24 protein-coding genes are annotated in these 22608 nt (G+C 62.3%); 7 read left to right on the plus strand and 17 right to left on the minus strand.

From position 1 onward, the window contains the following. Positions 1-76: 76 nt before the first annotated feature. The 11 genes from ETW24_RS12775 to ETW24_RS12820 all read right to left on the minus strand — a co-directional run bounded on the left by ETW24_RS12775 (position 77) and on the right by ETW24_RS12820 (position 10575). Entirely contained in the window at positions 77-1300 is a 1224-nt protein-coding gene (locus tag ETW24_RS12775) for an NADH-quinone oxidoreductase subunit D (RefSeq protein WP_205877263.1), read from the minus strand. Continuing rightward, positions 1300-1446: a hypothetical protein gene (locus ETW24_RS24300; protein WP_164982742.1), complete on the minus strand. Its 147-nt coding sequence runs from the start codon at positions 1444-1446 to the stop codon at positions 1300-1302. The genes ETW24_RS12775 and ETW24_RS24300 overlap by 1 nt, the downstream gene beginning before the upstream one ends. Beyond that, the gene (locus tag ETW24_RS12780) at positions 1446-1997 is read right to left on the minus strand and encodes an NADH-quinone oxidoreductase subunit C (RefSeq protein ID WP_441328139.1); all 552 of its coding nucleotides are present in this window, start codon (positions 1995-1997) and stop codon (positions 1446-1448) included. Before ETW24_RS12780 ends, ETW24_RS24300 begins: the two co-directional genes overlap by 1 nt. A gap of 72 nt (positions 1998-2069) precedes the next feature. Continuing rightward, on the minus strand, positions 2070-2603 hold the full coding sequence (locus ETW24_RS12785; RefSeq protein WP_027258414.1) for a NuoB/complex I 20 kDa subunit family protein: 534 nt from the start codon (positions 2601-2603) through the stop codon (positions 2070-2072). After that, the gene (locus ETW24_RS12790) at positions 2594-2959 is read right to left on the minus strand and encodes an NADH-quinone oxidoreductase subunit A (RefSeq protein ID WP_024090668.1); all 366 of its coding nucleotides are present in this window, start codon (positions 2957-2959) and stop codon (positions 2594-2596) included. Before ETW24_RS12790 ends, ETW24_RS12785 begins: the two co-directional genes overlap by 10 nt. 235 nt (positions 2960-3194) lie before the next feature. Further along, complete coding sequence (locus ETW24_RS12795) at positions 3195-3977, minus strand: crotonase/enoyl-CoA hydratase family protein (RefSeq protein ID WP_129371402.1); 783 nt, start codon at positions 3975-3977, stop codon at positions 3195-3197. A 19-nt stretch (positions 3978-3996) separates the two neighbouring features. Beyond that, positions 3997-4854 (minus strand): hydroxymethylglutaryl-CoA lyase, encoded by an 858-nt coding sequence (locus ETW24_RS12800; protein WP_129371403.1) that lies wholly within the window; start codon positions 4852-4854, stop codon positions 3997-3999. Between the two features lie 66 nt (positions 4855-4920). Beyond that, the gene (locus ETW24_RS12805; RefSeq protein ID WP_129371404.1) at positions 4921-6858 is read right to left on the minus strand and encodes an acetyl/propionyl/methylcrotonyl-CoA carboxylase subunit alpha; all 1938 of its coding nucleotides are present in this window, start codon (positions 6856-6858) and stop codon (positions 4921-4923) included. A 9-nt stretch (positions 6859-6867) separates the two neighbouring features. Next, positions 6868-8472: a carboxyl transferase domain-containing protein gene (locus ETW24_RS12810; protein WP_129371405.1), complete on the minus strand. Its 1605-nt coding sequence runs from the start codon at positions 8470-8472 to the stop codon at positions 6868-6870. A 76-nt stretch (positions 8473-8548) separates the two neighbouring features. After that, positions 8549-9049 (minus strand): hypothetical protein, encoded by a 501-nt coding sequence (locus ETW24_RS12815; protein ID WP_129371406.1) that lies wholly within the window; start codon positions 9047-9049, stop codon positions 8549-8551. Beyond that, positions 9046-10575, minus strand: a complete 1530-nt coding sequence (locus tag ETW24_RS12820) for an AMP-binding protein (protein ID WP_129371407.1) — start codon at positions 10573-10575, stop codon at positions 9046-9048. The genes ETW24_RS12815 and ETW24_RS12820 overlap by 4 nt, the downstream gene beginning before the upstream one ends. Before the next feature lie 149 nt (positions 10576-10724). Between ETW24_RS12820 and ETW24_RS12825 the strand changes: the two genes are divergently transcribed. Next, on the plus strand, positions 10725-11330 hold the full coding sequence (locus ETW24_RS12825) for an OmpW/AlkL family protein (protein WP_129371408.1): 606 nt from the start codon (positions 10725-10727) through the stop codon (positions 11328-11330). Between the two features lie 60 nt (positions 11331-11390). Here ETW24_RS12825 and ETW24_RS12830 read toward each other — a convergent pair whose 3' ends face one another. The 3 genes from ETW24_RS12830 to ETW24_RS12840 all read right to left on the minus strand — a co-directional run bounded on the left by ETW24_RS12830 (position 11391) and on the right by ETW24_RS12840 (position 13883). Next, entirely contained in the window at positions 11391-11891 is a 501-nt protein-coding gene (locus tag ETW24_RS12830; protein ID WP_129371409.1) for a lysozyme inhibitor LprI family protein, read from the minus strand. Next, a complete protein-coding gene (locus ETW24_RS12835) occupies positions 11891-13051 on the minus strand; it encodes an isovaleryl-CoA dehydrogenase (protein WP_129371410.1) in 1161 nt (386 codons plus the stop codon). The genes ETW24_RS12830 and ETW24_RS12835 overlap by 1 nt, the downstream gene beginning before the upstream one ends. 157 nt (positions 13052-13208) lie before the next feature. Continuing rightward, entirely contained in the window at positions 13209-13883 is a 675-nt protein-coding gene (locus tag ETW24_RS12840; RefSeq protein ID WP_254695608.1) for a DUF1236 domain-containing protein, read from the minus strand. A gap of 170 nt (positions 13884-14053) precedes the next feature. Between ETW24_RS12840 and ETW24_RS12845 the strand changes: the two genes are divergently transcribed. Further along, positions 14054-14512, plus strand: coding sequence for a CreA family protein (locus ETW24_RS12845; RefSeq protein ID WP_129371411.1), 459 nt, complete (start codon positions 14054-14056; stop codon positions 14510-14512). Here the strand turns inward: ETW24_RS12845 and ETW24_RS12850 are convergent. Next, the gene (locus ETW24_RS12850; RefSeq protein WP_129371412.1) at positions 14500-15693 is read right to left on the minus strand and encodes a DegT/DnrJ/EryC1/StrS family aminotransferase; all 1194 of its coding nucleotides are present in this window, start codon (positions 15691-15693) and stop codon (positions 14500-14502) included. The two genes, ETW24_RS12845 and ETW24_RS12850, sit on opposite strands and share 13 nt — an antisense overlap. 79 nt (positions 15694-15772) lie before the next feature. After that, positions 15773-16435: an HAD-IA family hydrolase gene (locus ETW24_RS12855; RefSeq protein ID WP_129371413.1), complete on the minus strand. Its 663-nt coding sequence runs from the start codon at positions 16433-16435 to the stop codon at positions 15773-15775. Between the two features lie 131 nt (positions 16436-16566). Here ETW24_RS12855 and glmU point away from each other — a divergent pair, with 131 nt between their 5' ends. Genes glmU through ETW24_RS12875 form a run of 4 tightly spaced genes read left to right on the plus strand, consistent with a single transcriptional unit; the run spans position 16567 to position 20979 of the window. Next, positions 16567-17922: a bifunctional UDP-N-acetylglucosamine diphosphorylase/glucosamine-1-phosphate N-acetyltransferase GlmU gene (glmU, locus tag ETW24_RS12860; protein WP_129371414.1), complete on the plus strand. Its 1356-nt coding sequence runs from the start codon at positions 16567-16569 to the stop codon at positions 17920-17922. Further along, on the plus strand, positions 17922-19742 hold the full coding sequence (gene glmS, locus ETW24_RS12865; protein ID WP_129371415.1) for a glutamine--fructose-6-phosphate transaminase (isomerizing): 1821 nt from the start codon (positions 17922-17924) through the stop codon (positions 19740-19742). Before glmU ends, glmS begins: the two co-directional genes overlap by 1 nt. Before the next feature lie 6 nt (positions 19743-19748). Further along, the gene (locus tag ETW24_RS12870) at positions 19749-20309 is read left to right on the plus strand and encodes a pyridoxamine 5'-phosphate oxidase family protein (RefSeq protein WP_129371416.1); all 561 of its coding nucleotides are present in this window, start codon (positions 19749-19751) and stop codon (positions 20307-20309) included. Continuing rightward, the gene (locus ETW24_RS12875; RefSeq protein WP_129371417.1) at positions 20296-20979 is read left to right on the plus strand and encodes a DNA alkylation repair protein; all 684 of its coding nucleotides are present in this window, start codon (positions 20296-20298) and stop codon (positions 20977-20979) included. The genes ETW24_RS12870 and ETW24_RS12875 overlap by 14 nt, the downstream gene beginning before the upstream one ends. Before the next feature lie 86 nt (positions 20980-21065). Here ETW24_RS12875 and ETW24_RS12880 read toward each other — a convergent pair whose 3' ends face one another. Further along, entirely contained in the window at positions 21066-21506 is a 441-nt protein-coding gene (locus ETW24_RS12880; RefSeq protein ID WP_129371418.1) for a hypothetical protein, read from the minus strand. A gap of 91 nt (positions 21507-21597) precedes the next feature. On the opposite strand from ETW24_RS12880, the gene moaA reads away from it, so the two are divergent. Next, on the plus strand, positions 21598-22608 hold the full coding sequence (moaA, locus tag ETW24_RS12885) for a GTP 3',8-cyclase MoaA (RefSeq protein ID WP_129371419.1): 1011 nt from the start codon (positions 21598-21600) through the stop codon (positions 22606-22608).

Raw genomic sequence — 22608 nt, forward strand, 5'->3', positions numbered from 1 at the left:
ACCTTTTGGTGGGTGTTGCCCGCACGGATGCCTCCGGCGGGAGTATTTTTAGAAAGATGAAAAAGGGCGGGCAGGCTCAACGGTCGATCTCCCCGAACACGACGTCCATGGTGCCGATGATGGCGGCGACATCGGCCAGCTGGTGGCCGCCGGCCACGTGGTCCATCGCCTGCAGGTGCAGGAAACCCGGCGCGCGGATCTTGGAGCGGTAGGGTTTGTTTGACCCGTCCGCCACCAGATAGACGCCGAACTCGCCCTTGGGCGCCTCGACGGCGGCGTAGACCTCGCCCGCGGGGACGTGGAAGCCTTCGGTGTAGAGCTTGAAATGGTGGATCAGGCTTTCCATCGAGGTCTTCATGTCGCCGCGCTTGGGCGGGGACAGCTTGCCGCGGGCTATCACGTCGCCGGTGGCTTCGCGCAGTTTGACAATTGCCTGGCGGATGATCGAGGTCGATTGGCGCATCTCTTCCATCCGGCAGAGGTAGCGGTCGTAGCAGTCGCCGTTCTTGCCGACGGGGATCTGGAACTCAAACTCGTCATAGCATTCATAGGGCTGCGCGCGGCGCAGGTCCCAGGCGAGGCCGGAACCGCGCACCATGACACCCGAAAAGCCGTATTGCTGAATTTCTTCCTCGGTCACCACACCAATGTCGCAGTTGCGCTGCTTGAAGATGCGGTTTTCGGTCAGAAGACCGTCGATGTCGTCCAGCACCCTGGGAAACTCCAGCGCCCAGAGGTCGATATCGTCCAGCAGATCGTCCGGAATGTCCTGATGCACGCCGCCAGGGCGGAAATAGGCCGCGTGCAGGCGCGCACCGCAGGCGCGCTCGTAGAAGACCATCAGCTTTTCGCGTTCTTCAAAGCCCCACAGCGGCGGGGTCAGCGCGCCAACGTCCATTGCCTGTGTGGTGACATTCAGAAGGTGGTTCAGAACGCGGCCGATTTCCGAATAGAGCACCCGGATCAGCTGGCCGCGGCGGGGAACCTCGACACCGGTCAGTTTTTCGATGGCCAGGCACCAGGCATGTTCCTGGTTCATCGGCGCCACATAATCGAGGCGGTCGAAATACGGCAGGTTCTGCAGGTAGGTGCGGCTTTCCATCAGCTTCTCAGTACCGCGGTGCAAGAGGCCGATATGCGGATCGCAACGCTCGACAATTTCGCCGTCGAGTTCAAGCACCAGGCGCAAAACCCCATGCGCCGCAGGGTGCTGCGGGCCGAAGTTGATGTTGAAGTTGCGGATCTTCTGCTCGCCGCTCAGCGCATCAACGCTGCCGTCGTCAAATTTGGAGCCGTCCATCATTTCAGCCTCCTATCCGCCTTGTGCACCGAAACTACGCAATTTGAGTAATCTGAGGATTTTTTAAAAAAGGGCATCGCCACGCCCAGCATGGCCGCACAGCCCGCCAGCAAGGTTCCCACTTCGGCCAGAGGTTCAAACCACATCAGTTTGCACCCTCCTTCTTCTCGTCGCCGGGCAGGATGTATTCGGCACCTTCCCAGGGCGACATGAAATCAAACTGGCGGTATTCCTGCACCAGCTTCACCGGCTCGTAGACCACGCGTTTTTGCGCCTCGTCATAGCGCACTTCGGTATAGCCGGTGGTCGGGAAATCCTTGCGCAGCGGATAGCCGCGGAAGCCATAGTCGGTCAGGATCCGGCGCAGGTCCGGGTGGCCGGAGAACAGGATGCCGAACATGTCGTAGACTTCCCGCTCGAACCAGTTTGCCGAAGGGTGCACATCGACGATCGAGGGCACCATTTCATCTTCGCGCACCGCAGTGCGCAGGCGGATCCGCTGGTTCCGGTACATCGACAGGAAGTGATAGACGACATCGAACCTCTTGCCCCGTTCCGGGTAGTCCACCGCTGTAATATCCACCAGCGAGGAGAACTTGCAGTTCTGGTCCGATTTCAGGAACTCCACCAGACCGGCGATATTCGAGGGCGTCACGTCAATGTTCAGCTCGCCAAAGGACACGTCCCAGGCCACCACGCAATCAGGGCGCTTGGCTTCGATCTGGGCGCCGAGTTCATTCAGTGCTTCAGTCATCTGCTCTCTCCCGCCTTAGCGAACAAGGGTGCCGGTGCGGCGGATTTTGCGCTGCAGCTGCATCAGCCCATACAGCAGCGCTTCTGCCGTCGGCGGGCAGCCGGGCACATAAACGTCAACCGGCACAACCCGGTCGCAGCCGCGCACGACGGAATAGCTGTAATGATAATAGCCGCCGCCATTGGCGCAGGATCCCATCGAAATCACGTAGCGCGGCTCAGGCATCTGGTCATAGACCTTGCGCAGGGCCGGCGCCATCTTGTTGGTGAGGGTGCCCGCAACGATCATCACGTCCGATTGGCGCGGCGAGGCGCGTGGCGCGATGCCAAAACGCTCGGCATCATAGCGCGGCATCGAGGTGTGCATCATCTCCACCGCGCAGCAGGCCAGACCGAAGGTCATCCAGTGCAGCGAGCCGGTGCGCGCCCAATTGATGATGTCTTCTGCCGACGTCAGCAGGAAACCCTTGTCTTGCAATTCAGCATTCAGGGCCTGGGTGACAACTTCCTTGTCCACACCCGCGGTGTTGGCTCCGGTCATCACTGCCATTCCAGCGCCCCTTTCTTCCATTCATAGGCAAAGCCGATGGTCAGCACGCCCAGGAACACCATCATCGACCAGAACCCAGTGTCGCTGATGTCCTTAAAACCGACGGCCCAGGGAAACAGGAATGCGATTTCCAGGTCAAAAATGATGAAGAGAATCGACACCAGATAGAACCGGACGTCGAATTTCATACGGGCATCATCAAAGGCATTGAAGCCGCACTCATAAGCGCTGACCTTTTCCGGGTCCGGGTTGCGGACCGCCAGCACAACGGCTGCCAGGATAAGGACAATGCCCAATCCTGCCGCAACGGCCAGGAAAACCAGGATCGGCAGGTATTCCCTCAACATCTCTTCCAAGAGCAGCTCCTTTTCCCGGCGGTTTCCCGCGCGACGTCAATTGGCGTGTTGATTTGCCCTGTGCATACCCCCCCGCCCCCACAGCGTCAACTAAAGCAAGGTTAATCTACAAGGGTTTGTGACAGGAAAAAGCACAGCCGCAACATGCGCGTAATTCCTTAGTTATTTCATAAGGAAAGCGGCCGCAGGGGAAACCGCGGCCGCCATCAAAACATGACTCATTTTTACCGGTATTTCAGCCTTGCCAGGCAGGTTTGCGCTTTTCAAAAAATGCGCTGATGCCCTCCTGCGCCTCGTCGCCTTCCCAACGCGCCACCAGCGCCTTGATTGTATGGTCAATCACAGCGTCATCGAGTTGCGGCCCCAAGTCGCGGGCCAGCTTCTTGGCGGCAGCGACGGCGCCCGGCGCACAGTTCAGATAAGGTGCGACCTCCGCTTCGACCGCCTCTGCCAGCTGATCTGCGGGCACGGTTTTGGCCAGCAGCCCCAGCTCCACTGCCTCTGCCGCGCCGAACAGGCGGGCCGACATGAAGACACGCCTTGCTTTGGCTTCGCCCATGCGGGCAATGACATAAGGGCCGATGGTGGCGGGAATCAGTCCCAGTCTGGTCTCGGTCAGCCCCATCTTCAGATGGTCCGCGCCGATGGCAACGTCACAGACCGAGGCCATACCAACACCGCCGCCAAAGGCATTGCCTTGCACCGCGCCGATCACCGGCTTAGCCAGGGTGTTAAGCGCCATCAGCATCTCTGCCAGCACCCGCGCCTCGCGGCCACGGGTTTCGGCGTCCGCATCCATCTGATCCCGCATCCAGCCCAGATCGCCGCCGGCGCAAAAACTCTTGCCTGCACCGGTCAGCACCACAACACGGACGGTCTCATCTTCGTTCAGCCGCCGGGCCGCCAGAATCAACTCCTGCAGCATCTGGCCGGACATGGCGTTGTGTTTGTCCGGACGGTTCAGAGTAAGGGTGCAGACGCCACGGGCGTCAGTGTCCAGGGTGATTGTCTCAAACATCTTGCTTCTCCGCTGAATTCTATTGCAGGCCGCGCATCGAACGGGCCAGTGCCGCAGCCTTTTCCAGCACGTTACCGTCCAGCCCCGTGTCATAGCCCAACTCGGTCAGGCGCTTGTGCACCGCTTCCGTCGCCACGTTGCCCGCAGCCCCCGGCGCGTAAGGACAGCCGCCCAGACCGCCCACGGCAGCATCAAAGACCCGCACGCCCTGATCCAGCGAGACCTCGATATTGTCCAGCGCCCGGCCCGCGGTGTCGTGGTAATGCCCCGCAAGCCTGGCCGCAGGCACCCGTGCGGTGACGGCGCTCAGCATCGCGGTGATCGCCTCCGGAGTACCCTGCCCGATGGTGTCGCCCAGCGAGATCTCATAGCAACCGAGGGCGTACAGCCGTTCGGCCACCTCCGCCACTTTCTCCGGCGGTGTTGCCCCGTCAAAAGGACAGTCGGTCACGCAGGAGACATAGCCCCGCACCGGCAGCCCGTTCTCCTTGGCAGCCTCCAAAACGGGCAGAAAGCGTGTGATGCTTTCCTCGATTGTGGCGTTGATATTGGCCTTGGAGAACCCTTCGGAGGCGGAGGCAAAGACCGCGATTTCATCCGCCTTGGCAGCTACAGCATCCTCGTAACCGCGCATATTGGGTGTCAGTGCCGCATACCGCACGCCAGGCGCGCGGGTGATGCCCGCCAGCACCTGGGCGCTGCCCGCCATTTGCGGCACCCATTTGGGCGACACAAAGCTCGCCACCTCAATCCGCGAGAACCCGGCCCGGCTCAGGCAGTTTGTCAACGCGACCTTCTCCGCCACGGGGATTTCACGCTTTTCATTCTGCAGCCCGTCGCGCGGACCGACTTCGAAAATTTCGACACGCTCAGCCATCGCCGGGCCTCCTGCTTCTTTCTGGTCTTAAATACCCAATTCCGGACAGCTGCCGCAGGCGCACGGTCAGCCGCCTTCCTCTTCCAGCCGCACCAGCGCCGCGCCGGCCTCGACCTGGTCGCCAGCGTCGGCAAGCACCTCAGCCACCACACCGTCGCGGGCGGCCAGCAGCGAATGCTCCATCTTCATCGCCTCCAGAATGGCAAGCCTGTCACCTTCCGCCACCGGCTGGCCGGCTTTGGCAAATACGGCTTTGACCAGCCCCGGCATCGGCGCCTCAACCACGTTGCTGTCGCCGCCTGCAGCCGCATCACGATCCAGCGGATCCACAACGGCAAATTCCAGGCCGTAAGCGTCAAACACCGTGATCAGCGGGCCGGCCTGCGAGGTTACGGGCATCCGGCGCCCCTCAATGCGCCAATGGCCCTGGCTGCGCTCGGCCAGCACGGTTTCGCCATTCACCGTCCACAGCTGCCGGTCCGGCCCGTCCACCTGCACGTCAGCTGTGAACTCCTCCTCCAAATGGCTGAGCGTGATAGCGCGGTGCAGCGGCGCCCAAAGCGTGAAACCGGTTTCCTGCACGGCTTCCACCAGACCAAGTGCCACCATACCAGCGGCCGCTTTGTGGCGCAGCTCAGTCTTTGGCGCAGCCACCAGTGCCTCCAGATCGCGGGCGATCAGGCCGGTGTCGACGTCGCCCTGCGCAAACCCTTCGTGCGCTGCCAGCGCGCCGAGAAAAGCAAGGTTGGTGACGGTGCCGCCCACCTGGGTTTCTTCCAACGCACGGGCCAAACGGGACAGCGCCACTTTACGGGTGGAGCCATGCACAATCACCTTGGCAATCATCGGATCATACCAGGGGCTGATGGCGTCGCCTGCCCGCACGCCGCTGTCGGCACGGGCCTCCGCCGGGAAAGACAAATGCGTCAGCGTGCCGGTTGCAGGCAGAAAGCCCTTTGGTACATCTTCCGCATAAAGCCGCGCTTCAAACGCGTGGCCGCTGATCGTCAGATCCTCCTGCCGGGCAGGCAGGCGCTCACCTGAGGCGACCCGCAACTGCCACTCCACCAGATCGACACCGGTGATCAGTTCGGTCACCGGATGCTCCACCTGCAGGCGGGTGTTCATTTCCATGAACCAGAAGCCGTCGGTGCGCAGGCCGTCCGAGCCATCGACGATGAATTCGACGGTGCCTGCCCCCCTGTAGCCGATCGCCTCAGCCGCGCGCACGCCGGCCCGCCCCATTGCCTGACGCATCTCAGCCGTCATGCCCGGTGCGGGGGCCTCCTCGATCACTTTTTGGTGGCGGCGCTGCAGCGAACAGTCGCGTTCAAACAGATGCACCGCATGGGTGCCGTCGCCAAAGACCTGCACCTCAATATGACGCGGCTGCTGAATGTATTTCTCGATCAGCACATCCGGATTGCCGAAGGCCGTGGTGGCCTCACCCTGGGCGCTGTTCAGGGCATCTGCAAACTCCGCCGGGTTCTCGACCAGCCGCATGCCCTTGCCGCCGCCGCCGGCCACGGCCTTGATCAGCACCGGATACCCGATCTTGCCCGCTTCTTCCTGCAGGAAGCCCGCATCCTGATTGGCACCGTGATAGCCCGGCACCACTGGCACGCCGGCCTCTTCCATCAGCACCTTGGCGGCGTCCTTGAGGCCCATCTTGCGGATCGCGTCTGCGGACGGGCCGATGAAGGTGAGGCCCGCGGCCTCCACCGCCTCAACAAAGTCCGGATTTTCCGACAGGAAGCCATAACCGGGGTGGATCGCCTGGGCGCCGGTCGCCTTGGCCACGCGGATAATTTCCGCACCGCGCAGATAGCTGTCCGCAGGCGCCGGGCCGCCGATATGCACGGCCTCATCCGCCAGCGCCACATGTTTGGCGGCCGCATCGGCGTCTGAATAGACGGCCACGGTCCGCACTCCCATGGCGCGGGCACTTTCCATCACGCGGCAGGCAATCTCTCCGCGGTTGGCAATCAGAATCTTGTCAAACATGGGAGGTCCTCACATCCGGAACACGCCGAAGCGTGTGTCTTCAATCGGGGCATTCAGCGCGGCGCTGAGCGACAGCGCCAGCACATCGCGGCTCTTGCGCGGGTCGATGATGCCGTCGTCCCAGAGACGTGCAGAGGCATAAAGCGGGTGGCTCTGCTCCTCGAACATCTCAATGGTGGGGCGTTTGAAATCAGCTTCTTCCGCGGCGCTCCAACTGCCGCCCTGGCGTTCGATGGCATCGCGCTTGACCGTCGCCAGCACGCCTGCCGCCTGCTCGCCGCCCATCACCGAGATGCGGGAGTTGGGCCAGGACCACAGGAACCGCGGCTGGTAAGCCCGGCCTGACATGCCGTAATTGCCGGCTCCAAAGGAGCCGCCGACAAGCATTGTCACCTTCGGCACATTGGTGGTCGCCACCGCGGTCACCATCTTGGCGCCGTGACGGGCGATGCCTTCGTTTTCGTATTTACGGCCGACCATGAAACCGGTGATGTTTTGCAGGAACACCAGCGGGATCTTGCGCTGGCTGCACAGTTCCACAAAATGCGCGCCCTTCTGGGCAGCTTCCGAGAACAGCACACCGTTGTTGGCGATGATGCCTACAGGGCAGCCTTTGACATGGGCAAAACCAGTGACCAGAGTTTCGCCGAAACGCGGTTTGAATTCGTCAAAGCGGGAGCCATCGACCAGCCGCGCAATCACCTCGCGGATGTCGTAAGGCGTGCGCAGGTCACCTGGCACCACGCCAAGGATTTCCTCAGGGTCATAAGCGGGTTCCTCGGGGCTGGCCCAATTCACCGTCAGCGGCTTGGTGATGTTCAGGGACTGCACCGCGCGCCGCGCCAGCGCCAGCGCGTGGGCATCGTCTTCGGCCAGGTAATCGGCCACGCCGGACAGACGGGTGTGCACATCGCCGCCGCCCAGATCTTCGGCGCTTACGACCTCCCCCGTCGCGGCCTTCACCAGCGGCGGGCCTGCGAGGAAGATGGTCCCTTGTTCTTTCACAATGATGGTCACGTCGGACATGGCAGGAACGTAGGCCCCGCCTGCAGTGCAGGAGCCCATGACCACGGCGATTTGGGCAATACCCTTGGCCGACATCCGCGCCTGATTGTAGAAAATGCGTCCGAAATGGTCGCGGTCGGGGAAGACCTCATCCTGTTGCGGCAGGTTGGCACCGCCGCTGTCCACCAGATAGATGCAGGGGAGACGGTTCTCCTCGGCAATTTCCTGCGCCCGCAGGTGTTTCTTCACCGTCATCGGGAAATAGGTGCCGCCCTTCACGGTGGCGTCATTGCAGACCACCATGACCTCTTGGCCGTGCACCCGGCCTATGCCCGCGACCACACCCGCGCCGGGGGCGGCACCGTCATACATGGCATGGGCCGCAGTGGCACCGATTTCCAGGAACGGAGACCCCGGATCGAGGAGGTTCGCCACCCGGCGGCGCGGCAGCATCTTGCCGCGGCCTTCGTGGCGGGCGCGGGATTTCTCGCCGCCGCCCATGCGCGCGGCCTCTGCCGCCTCGCTGATCTGCCCGAGCGCATCCAGATGCGCCTCGCGGTTCTGCTTGAAACCTTCGGAGGAAGGCATCGCCTTGGATGTGAGTTTCATGTCCACTCTCCCGTGATAGGGTTGAGATCTTTATTTCCGGTTGGGGCAGCGTACGCCGGGTATGCAACACCATGGGTCATTGGCTTGCGGCGCCTGTCATTGCCTGACTGCGCATCATAGTTCTCAGCTTGAGCCATTCTGAAAGCGCATCTGAATAGCGGCACAGTATTTCCGACGTCAGACTGGGGTCTGACATCTTGGTGCAATCCGGTTCTGCACTCAATTCCGGCAGAGGCAGTGAAAGACCCGCAGCACCGCTGCTCTCAAGAACGCTTCTGTCAAAGCCCGGCATCTGACGGATGATTTTGTCTCCGTCCTCTTCCATCCAGACAGCGGTGCTTTCAACGCAGTACTGCTGAGCTTTCATTTCATGGCTCAAATTGCACATACGTACAGCCTGCGTGACACATTGACTGTCCATCGGGAGTGCAAAGGCACCGTTTGAGACGAACCCCGTACAGGCGTTGAGGAAACCAGCGGTATCAAAGAGCGCCTGCACTTCCCCCGCTGCTTGAATTGGAGACACAAGCGCAGCTGCTGCTCCTGCGGCTAAAAAGGAATTTTTCCATAGTCTCATCGATTTACCTCCCCCGCAGCCCGCGTCTTCAGTTCCTTACGGATAACCTTCCCCGTCACGGTCATCGGCAGCGCCTCAAGGAACGCCACCTCACGCGGGTAGGAGTACTGCGCGAGGCGCTCTTTGACGTAGTCCTGCAGTTCCTGTTCCGAGGCTTTGGCACCAGCTTTCAGCACCACATAGGCCTTGACGATCTCGGTGCGCAGAGGATCAGGCTTGCCAACCACGCCCACCGTCGCCACTGCCGGGTGGGTCATCAAGCAATCCTCGATCTCTGCCGGACCGATGCGGTAGCCGCCGGAGGTGATCACGTCATCCTCGCGGCCCACAAAGCGAAGATAATCCCCTTCCCAGATGCCGCGGTCGCCGGTGACCAGCCAGTCGCCCCGGAACTTCTCGGCAGTTTCCTCAGGCCGGTTCCAATATTCCAGCAGCATCGAGGCAGAGCCGCAGCGGATGGCGACGTCGCCCTCGGCACCTGTGATATTGCCCGCTTCGTCGATCACCGCCAGCTCATGCCCCGGCACCGGTTTGCCAATGCAGCCCGGACGCGGTTCAAAATCCGCTGCGCAGGAGGAGGCAACCATGTTGCACTCGGTCTGGCCGTAGAATTCATTAATCGTTACGCCCAGTTCCCGCCGGCCCCAGGCGAGCATCTCCGCGCCCAGGGGCTCTCCGCCGCTGGCAACCGAGCGCAGACCGTTGAGCCCCTGCCCGGCTGCCTTGAGCATCCTCAAGGCAGTTGGCGGGAAGAAGATATTGCGCACGCCGGCCGCTGCGATCAGATCTGCGCAGGCCTCTGGGGTGAACTTGTCCAGCCGTGCTGCCACCACCGGCACGCCCAGCGCCAAACCCGGCATCAGCACGTCGAACAATCCGCCAATCCAGGCCCAGTCGGCAGGCGTCCACAGGCAGTCGCCCGGCTGGCCCAGGTGGTCATGGCTGATCGAAACGCCCGGCAGATGGCCAGTCAGCACCCGGTGGCCGTGCAGCGCACCCTTTGGGCTGCCGGTGGTGCCCGAAGTGTATATCAGCACCGCGGGGGTTTCAGGCGCGGTATCGGCAAAAGCAACCGGCGGGCCGTCTATTCCAGCGGTATCAGCCATCACCGCTTCGGCCAGATCGCCGAGCAGCTCCGCGCCTTCTTGGTCCGTAAAGACAAAGCGCACACCAGCATCGCCAGCGCGGGAGGCCAGCGCGTCGCGTTTGAACAGCTTGAACAGCGGCACCGAGATGCCGCCCGCCTTCCAGATGGCCAGATGCGCTGCAGCACACCATGGCGATTGGCTCAGCAGCACACCGACGCGGTCGCCCGGCTGGATGCGGGTAAGCAGGTAGCGAGCCAGGCCATCCACCATCTCGGACAGCGCGCCATAAGAAAAGCTGCGGCGCGCAGGGCCGGTCATATCGATCAGCGCCAAAGCCTCAGCAGGATGCGACAGGCATTGGGCGGCCATGTTCAGCCGCTTCGGCAGGTCCCAGCTGCCATCGGCGCGCAGCCCGGGAATGTTACATAACTCATGCATATTCAGTCATTCCCGAAATGCATAGCTGACATGCATTTTTTCCTTGCTTTTTCAAAGGCAAAGCAGACGTCCCTTTGATCCAGATCAGGGTTTTCCTTTGCTTCCGGGTGCACCACGGCGGAGTAATCATAAGAAAAGGGACGCACCCCATGAAACGCATGGTTTCCGCTTTGGCATTGACCTCTGCCCTGGCCGCGCTGGCCGGCCCCGCGCTGGCCCAGCAGCAGGGCGATTGGACCGTTGGCGTCGGCATCGCCAACGTGAACCCGAAATCCGGCAACGGCACCCTTGCCGGCATGGCCGCTGATATCGACGATGGCACCGCGCTGTCGCTGACAGTTGAGTACTTCTTCCGCGACAACTGGGGTGTCGAGCTGCTGGCCGCTTCGCCGTTCGAGCATGATGTCACTCTGGCCGGTGCCGGTTATGCCGCCTCTGCCAAGCAGCTGCCGCCGACCATCTCGGTCAACTACCATTTCCCGACCCAGGGCAAGATCAAACCGTTTGTCGGCCTGGGCCTGAACTACACCACTTTCTTTGAAGAAAGCTCGCCGCTTGGTGTGATCGAAATGGACGACAGCTTTGGCGTGGCACTCAATGCCGGTGCGGACTGGCAGATCTCCGACCGCGGCGCGGTACGTTTCAATGTCCGCTACATCGACATCGAAAGCGACGTTACCCTGAACGGAGCCGCAATCGGCACCGCCGAGATCGACCCGGTTGTCCTGAACATTGCTTACGTGCACCGCTTCTGATCCTTTGTATCCCTATGCTGGCGGGCCAATGCGCGTCCGCCAGCGTCTCTTTCCGGCCTGCTATTCGCCGAGCCAGGCATCTTCCAGATAGAGCGCCTGCTCTCCGGTCAGCCGCATCAGGCAGCTGACCGTGGCCGGGCCGCCGCCAGTGCCGCCGCCCCATTGCGACCTTTCGAAATCACAGGTGGCGTCGCGATAGCTGATCCAGGCCCGCTGCATATCCCGGAGCGCCGGCGCTGTCTTTGGTGCGGCAGAACCAAGTTCCTCCATTTCGGCATCCAATTCTTCCGCCTTGGCCCGCAAAGACTTGTAGGCGCGGTTCAGCCGTTGATCCCAGTAGCTGCGCTCGCCATCCAAGCATCCCATCATACCAACGGTGGTAGAGCCATCCGGCGTCGCCCCCATGCAGTGCTGTGCCGAGGTGCCCACGCAGCTGCGCTTTGCGTCCTGATTGGCCGCTCCCGCGACGCAAGCCGCCGTCGCACCGGAGGAGAATTGAACCTCCTGTGCCATGACAGGCGTGCCTGCCATCAGCAGAGCAAACGGCAGAGCCGTTTTCATCACATGGTCCCCATCAGCTCGCGGCCGATCAGCATGCGGCGGATCTCAGAGGTGCCGGCGCCGATTTCCATCAGCTTGGCATCGCGGAAAATACGGCCCACCGGGTTGTCGGACAGGTAGCCGGCGCCGCCAAAGGCCTGCACCGCCTGATGCGCCTGGGTCATTGCCACTTCAGACGCGTAAAGGCAGCAGGCCGCCGCGTCCTGGCGGGTAACCGTGCCCTTGTCGCAGGATTTGGCCACCTCATAGACATAAGCCCGCGCCGAGTTCATCGCGGTGTACATATCGGCGATCTTGGCCTGCATCAGCTGGAAGTTCCCGATCGGCTGGCCGAACTGCTTGCGCTCAGCCACGTACGGCATCATTTCATCCATGCAGGAGGCCATGATGCCGGTGCCGATACCTGCCAGCACCACGCGTTCATAGTCCAGGCCGGACATCAGCACCCGCACGCCCTTGCCCTCCTCGCCGAGAATGTTCTCAAACGGCACTTCCACGTCTTCAAACACCAGCTCAGCCGTGTTGGAGCCGCGCATGCCCAGTTTGTCGAAGTGCTTGGAGGTGGAAAAGCCCTTCATCTCTTTTTCGATCAGGAAGGCCGTCATGCCTTTGGAACCGGCATCAGGATCGGTTTTGGCATAGACCACCAGAGTGTCGGCATCCGGACCGTTGGTGATCCAGTACTTGTTGCCGTTCAGGCGGAAGTGATCATTGCGCTTTTCCGCCCGCAGCGACATTGAAACGACGTCGGAACCCGCACCTGCTTCGGACATCGCCAGCGCACCGACATGCTCACCCGAGATCAGCCGCGGCAGATACTTGGCCTTTTGCTCGGCGTTGCCGTTCAGCTTGATCTGATTGACGCAGAGGTTGGAATGCGCGCCATAAGACAGCGAGACAGAGGCGCTGGCGCGGGCGATTTCCTCGACTGCGACGGTATGGGCCAGATAAGACATGCCGGCACCGCCGAACTCCTCCGGCACGGTGATCCCCAAAAGGCCAAGCTCGCCCATCTCTTTCCAAAGCTCCGCAGGAAACGCGTTACTCTGGTCGATTTCCTGCGCCATCGGCCTGACACGGTCCTGCGCCCAGCGGTGAATTACGTCGCGCAGCGCATTCACGTCATCGCCAAGATCAAAAGTCATGCTTGCATTGAACATCCCGCGGGACCTCCCGGTTAGAGCCGATTATATGAACAGTTGTTCAATTCAATAGACGAGGCCTCGATTCGGGTCAATCGTGTTCCGTGCCGGCGCCGCAAACAGCAACGGGCGGCCCCGACAGGGACCGCCCGCAAAATAGCTGCTTTGGATTGGATCAGCGGACCACGTAAACCACTGTGCGGTCGTCCGCCTCAACCAGCACAGGCAGGCCGTTCAGGTAGACATAGCGGTAATTGGTGTCCGGAACCTCGGTCAGCTGGACCTCTTCCGGGATCATGACGCCTGTCACCACCTCACCCTGCACGTAAACCGGTTCGGTGGCATTGCTGCGCACATAGGTCACCACTTTCTCGTCCGGCACCGCAGCCTCACCCGCGAGTGAACCCGCAATCGCCCCTGCGACAATGCCTGCCGGGCCTGCAATCAATCCGCCGGTGATGGCGCCGCCGACAGCGCCCAGCGCAGCATCGTCTTCGCCGGTTTCAGTGCTGGTGTATGTGACGGTGTTGAATTTGACCGGGTTGTCCTTGGCAACAACCGGCACATACTTGTCGGCCAGAGTGCCGGTCAGGTATTCGCCGTAAGCCCAGCCGTCCGCGCCATCAAATGCAACCTTGCACCAATTGCTTTCCTCAAGGCAGCCCTCAAGATCAACCGAGCCATCGGCAGAAATGACGCCAATGATCTTGTGCTGCGGCCCCGGGCCTGCGCGCAGGTTCAGGTCGGTCACAGCCTGCACTTGGGCGCCGGCCCAGACCGGTGCGGCCAGCAGGGCCAGAGCGGACGCGGTCAGGGCAGGAGCGGTCAGGGTGCGTTTGGACATAAACATTATGTTCTCCTCGATATCATTTCTGTCTGAGGGCGCGTTTTTTGCGCCGTTGTGCTGAAACAACGTCCGCTTGTTCAAAAAGGTTCCCCGGATCGTTTTGCCGATTGCGCGCGTTGGTTTAGCAGTAACCGGACAGACCGGCACAATTCAGATTACGAGGATAACAACTGATGAAACGATTGAACCGCACCGCGGCAGCCCTGACCTGCCTGCTGAGCCTGCCTGCCGCAGCGGAGGAAGTCGGGGAGATCGGCGTCGACTGGGTGGGAAACGACATCATAATCGAGGCTATCGCCGACCCCAAAGTCAGCGGCGTGACATGCCACATCGCCTATTTCGAACGGGGGCTGCTGGACCGCCTGTCCAACGGAAACTGGTTCGAGGATCCGTCCAACGCCTCAATCGCCTGCCGCCAGACCGGGCCGATCACAATAGGTGACATCGACCGCGGCCGCGATGGCGAGGACGTGTTCCGCGCGTCCCGCTCCATCATCCTGAAATCATTGCGGGTCAAGCGCATCTTCGACGAGGCCAACCAGACGCTGATCTATGCTGCCCACGCGGCAGAGCTGACCGATGGCTCGGCCAAGGTCTCGATCTCGACGGTGCCGCTCTATCAGGCGGACTGATAGACGGCAGAGACCTCGGCGCGGATAATACGGGCGATCTGGGCGCAGTCTTCCACACTGAATGTCAGCGGCACCCGCATGTCGATGATGCCCGCCAGGACACGATCGCTTTGCGGAAGACGCGGCGTCTGTGCATAGCGCCAGCTGTCATAGCGGGAGGTGAAGGCCACAGGTTCGGGCGTGCCGAACCATTTCAGCTCCACGCCGCGGGCAGCGCAGCGGCGCACCGCCTCCTGCACGGCCTCCTCGGACCAGTCCATCAGCAGGAACTGGATCGAGGAGCCGACGTAGATTTCCTGCGAAGGCCGCTCCACCACGGTCAGGCCCGGCGTGCCGCGCAGGCCGTTCTCAACTTCGCGGTAGCGGTCATTCCAGCGCTGCACCTGGGCTTCAAGGTCACTCAGCTGCGGCCGCAGGATGGCGGCACGCAGGTTATCCATCCGGCCCGAAATGTTGGGGGTCTCATATTTTACCCGCTCGAAAACTTCCGGCCCCGGCACCGCCAAGTGGCGGCCATAGAGCATATAGGATCCTGACATCATGATGGCACGGGCGGCGATCTCTTCATCGTCGGTGATGAGCAGCCCGCCTTCGCCCGAGTTCACATGTTTGTAAGTCTGGCAGGAATAGCACCCCACTGCCCCGTGCTTGCCCGAGAGCACACCATTCCAGGACGCCCCCATGGTGTGGGCGCAGTCTTCAATCACGGTGATGCCGGCGGCATTGCAGATCTCCATCAGACGGTCCATGTCGCACAGATGGCCGCGCATATGCGACAGCATCAGCACCCTGGCCTGATCCGCCTTTGCGGCCAGATCGTCGAGATCAATGGTCAGGTCTTCGGTGACCTCAACAAACACCGGCTCTGCCCCGACCGAAGCGATGGATCCCGGCACCGGTGCAAGTGTAAAGGCATTGGTCAGAACTTTATCGCCGGGCTTCACCCCGACCGCCCGCAGCGAGGTAGCCAGCGCATAACCGCCCGAGGCCACTGCCAGGCAGTATTTTGCGCCCATCTGCGCGGCGAATTCCTGCTCCAGCAGCGCAGTTTCCCCTGCCTCGCCCTCTGCCACGTTGTAACGGTGCAGCCGACCGCTGCGCAGCACCGCAAGTGCTGCCTCGATGGCGTCTTCGGGGATGGGTTCCTGCTGGGTGAAAGACCCGGAAAAAATCTCGCTCATGCGGCGTTTGTGAGCCGCCGCCCGGCAAGGGTCAAGAGGGAAGCCATTTGGCCGGGTTTCCCGAAACTAAGTTGCGGGATCACGCAATCAGCCGCTCCGCGATCTCCGGCAGGTCTTCGAACCGGTGCAGCAGCGCTTCGGGTTTGAGCGCTGCCATATCATCGCCCGACGGGCCGAAGGTCACCAGTACCGACGGCACGCCCGCATTGGCAGATGTATTGCGGTCAGTGTCGCTGTCACCCACCAGCAATGTGCGGGCCGGATCGCCGCCGGCCCGGCGCGCGGCCTCAAACAGCGGCTCAGGGTCGGGTTTGCGCACCGGCAGCGTGTCCGCGCCCACCAGCGATGCAAAGGCATCGCGCACCCCCAGGCTGCGCAGCAACTGTTCCGCCAGCCCCTCCGGCTTATTGGTGCAGATGCCGACGCCGAAGCCTGCGGTTTTCAGCGCCTCGACCGCGTCCATCGCGCCAGAGTACAGAACAGTGTGATGGTCAATAGCGCCGCGGTAGGCCTCCAGCAGCACTGGATAGAAATCGTTAACGATCGCCTCGTCGAAATTTTCCACCCGTTTCAAACCGGTGGCCAGCATGTTGCGCCCGCCGCGCAGGGCAACACCGGCATCTTCAGGATAACTCAGCACATCGCCCAGCCCCATCTGCCGGAAACAGGCATTGGCCGCCGCCAGCAGATCGCCGGAAGTATCCGCCAGCGTGCCGTCCAGATCGAAGATAACTGTTCGCATATCCTGCCCCTTCGGCGCATTTCCGCTGCCGCATGTTGCAGCCCGCAATCTTGTTTGATGGCGCTATCTCTTGCGCCCCGTCCCTCAGCGGATAAAACGGGAGCGATAAAAAGACAAAGAGAAAAGCGATTATGAGCATTGCCCTTGTCATCCTGGCGGCCGGAAAAGGCACCCGGATGAACTCTGACCTTCCCAAAGTCCTGCACCCGATTGCACAGGCGCCGATGCTGGAGCATGCCATGGCCGCGGGCCGCGCGCTGGCCCCTGAGCGCAGCATCATCGTCGCAGGCCACGGGGCAGAGGCGGTGCGCGTGGCCGTGGCCGCAATCGACGAAGACGCCGAAGTTGTGCTGCAGGAGGACCAGCTGGGCACCGCCCATGCTGTGGACCAGGCCCGCGCGACGCTGGACGGGTTCGAGGGCGACGTGGTGGTGCTTTATGGCGACACGCCGTTTGTCAGCGCGGACACGCTGGAGCGCATGGTCGAGGCCCGCCAGCGCGCCGATCTGGTGGTACTGGGGTTCGAGGCTGCGGATCCGGGCCGCTATGGCCGTCTGGTGATGGATGGCGACAGTCTGGAGCGGATTGCCGAATTCAAGGATGCCAGCGACGCGGAACGCGCCATTTCGTTCTGCAATTCCGGGCTGATGGCCTGCGACGCAAATACCATGTTCGACCTGATCGGCAAGGTCGGCAATAAAAACGCCTCGGGCGAATATTACCTGACTGACCTGGTGGAGCTGGCCCGGCGCGAAGACCTTAAAGTGACCGCTGTGTCCTGCGATGAGGCGCAGACGCTGGGCGTCAACTCCCGCGCGGAACTGGCGCAGGCGGATGCGCTGTTTCAGGCCCGCGCACGGGCCGAACTGCTGGATCTCGGCGTCACCCTGATGGCGCCGGAAACCGTCTATCTCGCCTTTGACACCATCATCGGGCGCGACACGGTGATCGAGCCCAACGTGGTTTTCGGCCCCGGCGTGACGGTGGAGAGCGGCGCATTGATCCGGGCGTTTTCGCATCTGGAGGGCTGCCATGTCAGCCGCGGCGCCAAGGTCGGTCCCTATGCCCGCTTGCGCCCCGGTGCGGAACTGGCCGAGGACACTCACGTTGGCAACTTTGTCGAGATCAAGAATGCTGAAATCGCCGCCGGCGCCAAGGTCAATCACCTCAGCTATATCGGCGATGCCTCGGTTGGCGAAGCCAGCAATATTGGCGCAGGCACAATTACCTGCAACTATGACGGGGTGATGAAGCACCGCACCGAAATCGGCGCCCGCGCCTTTATCGGATCGAACACCATGCTGGTGGCACCGGTCCGGGTCGGGAGTGAGGCGATGACCGCCACCGGTGCAGTGATCACAAAGAATGTCGAAGACGGCGCCCTGGCCCTTGCCCGCGCCGAACAGACCAACAAGCCGGGCCGGGCACGCAAGCTGATGGATATCCTGCGCGCCAAGAAAGCCCGCCTGCAGAAGGAAGCCAAGTGATGTGCGGAATTGTCGGCGTACTGGGTAATCACGAAGCGGCCCCGATCCTGGTCGAAGCGCTGAAGCGGCTGGAATACCGCGGCTATGACAGTGCCGGCATTGCCACCGTGAACAACGGCGCGCTGCGCCGCCGCCGCGCGGTGGGCAAGCTGGTGAACCTCAGCGACCTCCTGGTGCATGAACCGCTGGCCGGCAAATCCGGCATCGGCCACACCCGCTGGGCTACCCATGGCGCGCCTTCTGTCAGCAATGCGCACCCGCACCGCGCGGGCGCCGTCGCGGTCGTGCACAATGGCATCATCGAGAACTACAAGGAGCTGCGGGCTGAGCTGCTGGATTGCGGCATGGAGTTCCGGACAGAGACCGACACCGAAACCGTCGCCCTGATGACGGAACGCTACCTGCAGGAAGGGCTGGCGCCGGTGGATGCCGCTTTCAAGACGCTGGACCAGCTGCAAGGCGCGTTTGCGCTCGCCTTCCTGTTTGATGGCGAGGAAGACCTGATCATCGCTGCCCGCAAGGGCTCGCCGCTGGCAATCGGCCATGGCGATGGCGAGATGTTCGTGGGCTCCGATGCCATCGCCCTGGCGCCGCTCACCGACCGGATCACCTATCTGGAGGAAGGCGACCGCGCCGTCGTCACCCGCGCAGGCGCAGAAATCCGCAATGCAGACGGCGCCCTGGTGAACCGGGCGACCAAGACCATCCAGATCGATTCTGCCCAGGTCGACAAAGCCGGCCACAAGCATTTCATGGCCAAGGAAATCGCCGAGCAGCCGCATGTGATTGCCGAAGCAATCCGCCACTATCTGCCGGTTGAGGAAGACGCCGTGCGCCTGCCCGGCGAGGTGGACTTTTCGCAGGTCGAACGGCTGACCATGGTGGCCTGCGGCACCGCCTATTACGCCTGTGTGACCGCCAAATACTGGTTTGAACAGATCGCCCGGCTGCCGGTCGAGGTCGATATTGCGTCCGAGTTCCGCTACCGCGAGCCGCCGATCCCCGGCAAGACACTGGCGCTGTTTGTCTCCCAATCGGGCGAGACCGCCGACACTCTGGCTGCGCTGCGCTATTGCCAGGAAAAGGCGGACAAGATCCTGTCAGTGGTAAATGTTCCCGAAAGTTCCATCGCGCGGGAAAGCGATCTGGCACTGCCGATCTATGCCGGGCCGGAAATCGGCGTGGCGTCCACCAAGGCCTTTACCTGCCAGCTGACAGTTCTGCTGGCGCTGGCACTGAAAGCCGCCTGCGACCGCGGCCATCTGAGCGCCGGGGAGATGGCGGATTATGCCACCGCGATCCGCGGGTTGCCCAATGTGATGTCCTCCGCGCTGGAGCAGAACGAGGCAATCCGCCAAGCCGCGCAGAAGGTCAGCGAAGCCCGCGACGTGCTGTTCCTGGGCCGCGGCCTGATGTTCCCGCTGGCACTGGAAGGCGCGCTAAAGCTGAAGGAAATCAGCTACATCCACGCTGAAGCCTATGCGAGCGGCGAGTTGAAGCACGGCCCCATCGCACTGATCGACAAACATATGCCGGTGGTGGTGCTGTCCCCCAAGGATTCGCTGTTCGACAAATCGGTCTCCAACATGCAGGAGGTTCTGGCGCGCAAGGGCAAGGTGCTGATGATCTCCGATCAGAACGGCATTGACGAGGCCGGAGACGACGTCTGGTGCGCCATCCGGATGCCCCGGGTGAAGGAGGCGCTGACCCCGATCCTCTATGCTATCCCGGCGCAGCTGCTGGCCTATCACACCGCGGTGGCCAAGGGCACCGACGTGGACCAGCCGCGCAATCTGGCGAAATCCGTTACCGTGGAGTAGCAGCCGGTGGCCAAGCAATTCAACCGGATCAATGAGGATCACGCGCGTTTCATCGCTGCGCAGCATATCTTCTTTTCCGGGACCGCTGCGGCGCAAGGCCGGGTGAACATCTCTCCCAAGGGCATGGACAGCCTGCGGGTGATGGACCCGAACCGGATCGTTTGGCGCAACCTCACCGGCAGCGGCAACGAGACTGCGGGGCATTTGCGCCAGATGAACCGGATGACGCTGATGTGGTGCAGCTTCGAGACGCGGCCTCTGATACTGCGGGCCTATGGTTCGGCCCGCACCCTGCATCCCCGCGATCCGGAATTTGCGGAGCTCAACGCGCTGTTCCCTGCCAACCCAGGCCCGCGCCAGATCTATGACATGAGTGTGGAAATGGTTCAGACGTCCTGCGGCTACGCGGTGCCGTTCCTCGATTACGCCGGCGAACGGGACACATTGGACAGGATGACCGAACCGTTGGGCCAGGATGGGCTCCATACATTCTGGGCAGAGCGCAACATGACCACAATCGACGGGCAGCCGTCCAACATTTTCGGAGATACTGATGACGCTGGATGACGCTCTTGCCAGTTTGAAAGCGCAGGCAGAACCCGGCCACGCCGCGCAGATGGCCGCCTACCACAAGCAAACCCGCGAAATACTCGGCGTGCCCAATCCGGCCACCAATGACCTGACCAAGACCTGGCGGCAGGCGCTGCCGCTCGAAGAACGGGTCAACCTGGCACGCGCCCTGTGGGAGACGGATATCTTTGAGGCCCGCATCGCTGCCGCCAAGCTGCTGACCCAGGCGCGGATCAAAGAGGATGCGCCCGTTTGGGAACTGCTGCAGGCATGGGTGCCCGGGTTTGACAGCTGGGCCATTGCCGATCACGCCTGCTCGGCCGTTTCAAAGCGCCTGCAAGCCGCACCGGAACGCTTGGACACGGTCGAGGCCTGGACGCAGTCGGATCACATGTGGTCCCGCCGCGCCGCTCTGGTCGCCACCCTGCCCTGGGCCAAGATGAACAATTTGAAGCCTTCAGACCAGGAACAGCGCGAACGTATACTCGGCTGGGCGGCGGCTTATGTGCCGGACCGCAACTGGTTCATGCAAAAAGCCGTGGCTTGGTGGCTGCGCGACCTCAGCAAACATGACGCGGAGCGTACCCGCGCGTTTCTGGCCGAACATGGGGCAGCCATGAAAGCCTTCGCCCGCAAGGAAGCGGCAAAATACCTGAAAGAGGTTTAGGCCAGCCAAAACGTCCGCCCGGCGCCAGCCGGGCAGCGCACGCCCCCGCCCCAAGAGGGCGGGCGCTTCCCCGCTCTCAAGCAGGATCAACCGGCAGGCAGTACCTGTACCTCGGCCAATTCCGTCAGCGGCAGGCTTAATGCGCGCATGGCGCCGATCGACAGACGGCTGCCGCCGGACTCGGCCCCCGGGGCTGGCTTCAGCGTCAGCACCACCTGGGTGTTGCGGCTGGTGCGCACCAATGCCTGCTGTTCAGCAGCCACCAGCGGTGTTTCCATCCACAATCCCGGCAGCGACGGATCGCCCAGCGAGGCCACCGTGGTTGCAGAGCCGCGGAACGACGGCGCGGCGGGCAAGGCCGGATCCGCCTCGGCCGCATCAACGCCGGGGGCCGGCTGCAGCACCGGGTCCTGCAGCTCAGCTGCCGCCGGTGCCCCCTGGCCGCCAAGGATTGAAGAATTCAGCTGGATCCCGTTACAGGCGGCCAGCAGGGAAATCGAAGCAAGGGAAATGACTGTCATACGCATGAGGCGACCCTAGCTTTGCGCGAAACTCTTTGCCAGCGGTAAAAGCCGTCCCCCTCTTGCCGCGGGCGGTGCCCCGCTTTACCTAGGAGGCATGACAGCTCCGCTTATTGATCCCTTCGCCCGCGCAATCACTTATCTGCGTGTCTCGGTCACCGACCGCTGCGACTTCCGCTGCGTCTATTGCATGTCCGAGAATATGACCTTTTTGCCCAAGAAGGATCTCCTGACCCTGGAGGAGCTGGACCGGCTGTGTTCCACCTTCATCCGGCTCGGCGTTGAGAAGCTCAGGATCACCGGAGGTGAGCCGCTGGTCCGGCGCGGCATCCTGACTTTCTTCCAGTCGATGAGCCGCCATCTGGACACCGGCGCCCTTAAGGAGCTGACGCTGACCACCAATGGCTCGCAGCTGGCGAAATATGCCGATGACCTTTATGCCGCCGGGGTGCGCCGGGTGAATATCTCGCTCGACACGCTGGACGAACAGAAATTCGCCGATGTTACCCGCTGGGGCCGCCTGCCGCAGGTACTGAAGGGTATTGACGCCGCGCAGAAGGCCGGCCTGAAGGTCAAAATCAACGCCGTGGCGCTCAAGGGCTTCAACGAAGAAGAACTGCCGAGGATCACCGCGTGGTGCGCCGAACGCGGCCTGGATCTCACCTGGATTGAGGTCATGCCGATGGGCGAAGACATCGGCGCGATGGAGCGCATCGGCCAATACTGGTCGCTGAAGGACGTGCGTGCGGAATACGAAAACCACTATACCGTCACCGATCTGGCTGAGCGCACCGGCGGCCCGGCGCGATATGTGCAGCTGGAGGAAACCGGCCAGAAGATCGGCTTCATCACCCCGCTTTCCCATAACTTCTGCGAAAGCTGCAACCGGGTGCGGGTGACCTGCACCGGTGAAATTTACACCTGCCTGGGCCAGGAGGGCAAAGCCGACCTGCGTGCGCCCCTGCGCGCAAACGAGGAAGGCACCGGCGTCTTGGAGGCCGCGATCCGCGCCGCCATCGGCGACAAGCCCCGCGGGCATGACTTTGACTATTCCCGGCAGGAGGCCGGCGGCCAGATGTCCCGCCACATGAGCCACACCGGCGGCTGA

Source organism: Leisingera sp. NJS204, from assembly GCF_004123675.1.
Classification (GTDB): domain Bacteria; phylum Pseudomonadota; class Alphaproteobacteria; order Rhodobacterales; family Rhodobacteraceae; genus Leisingera.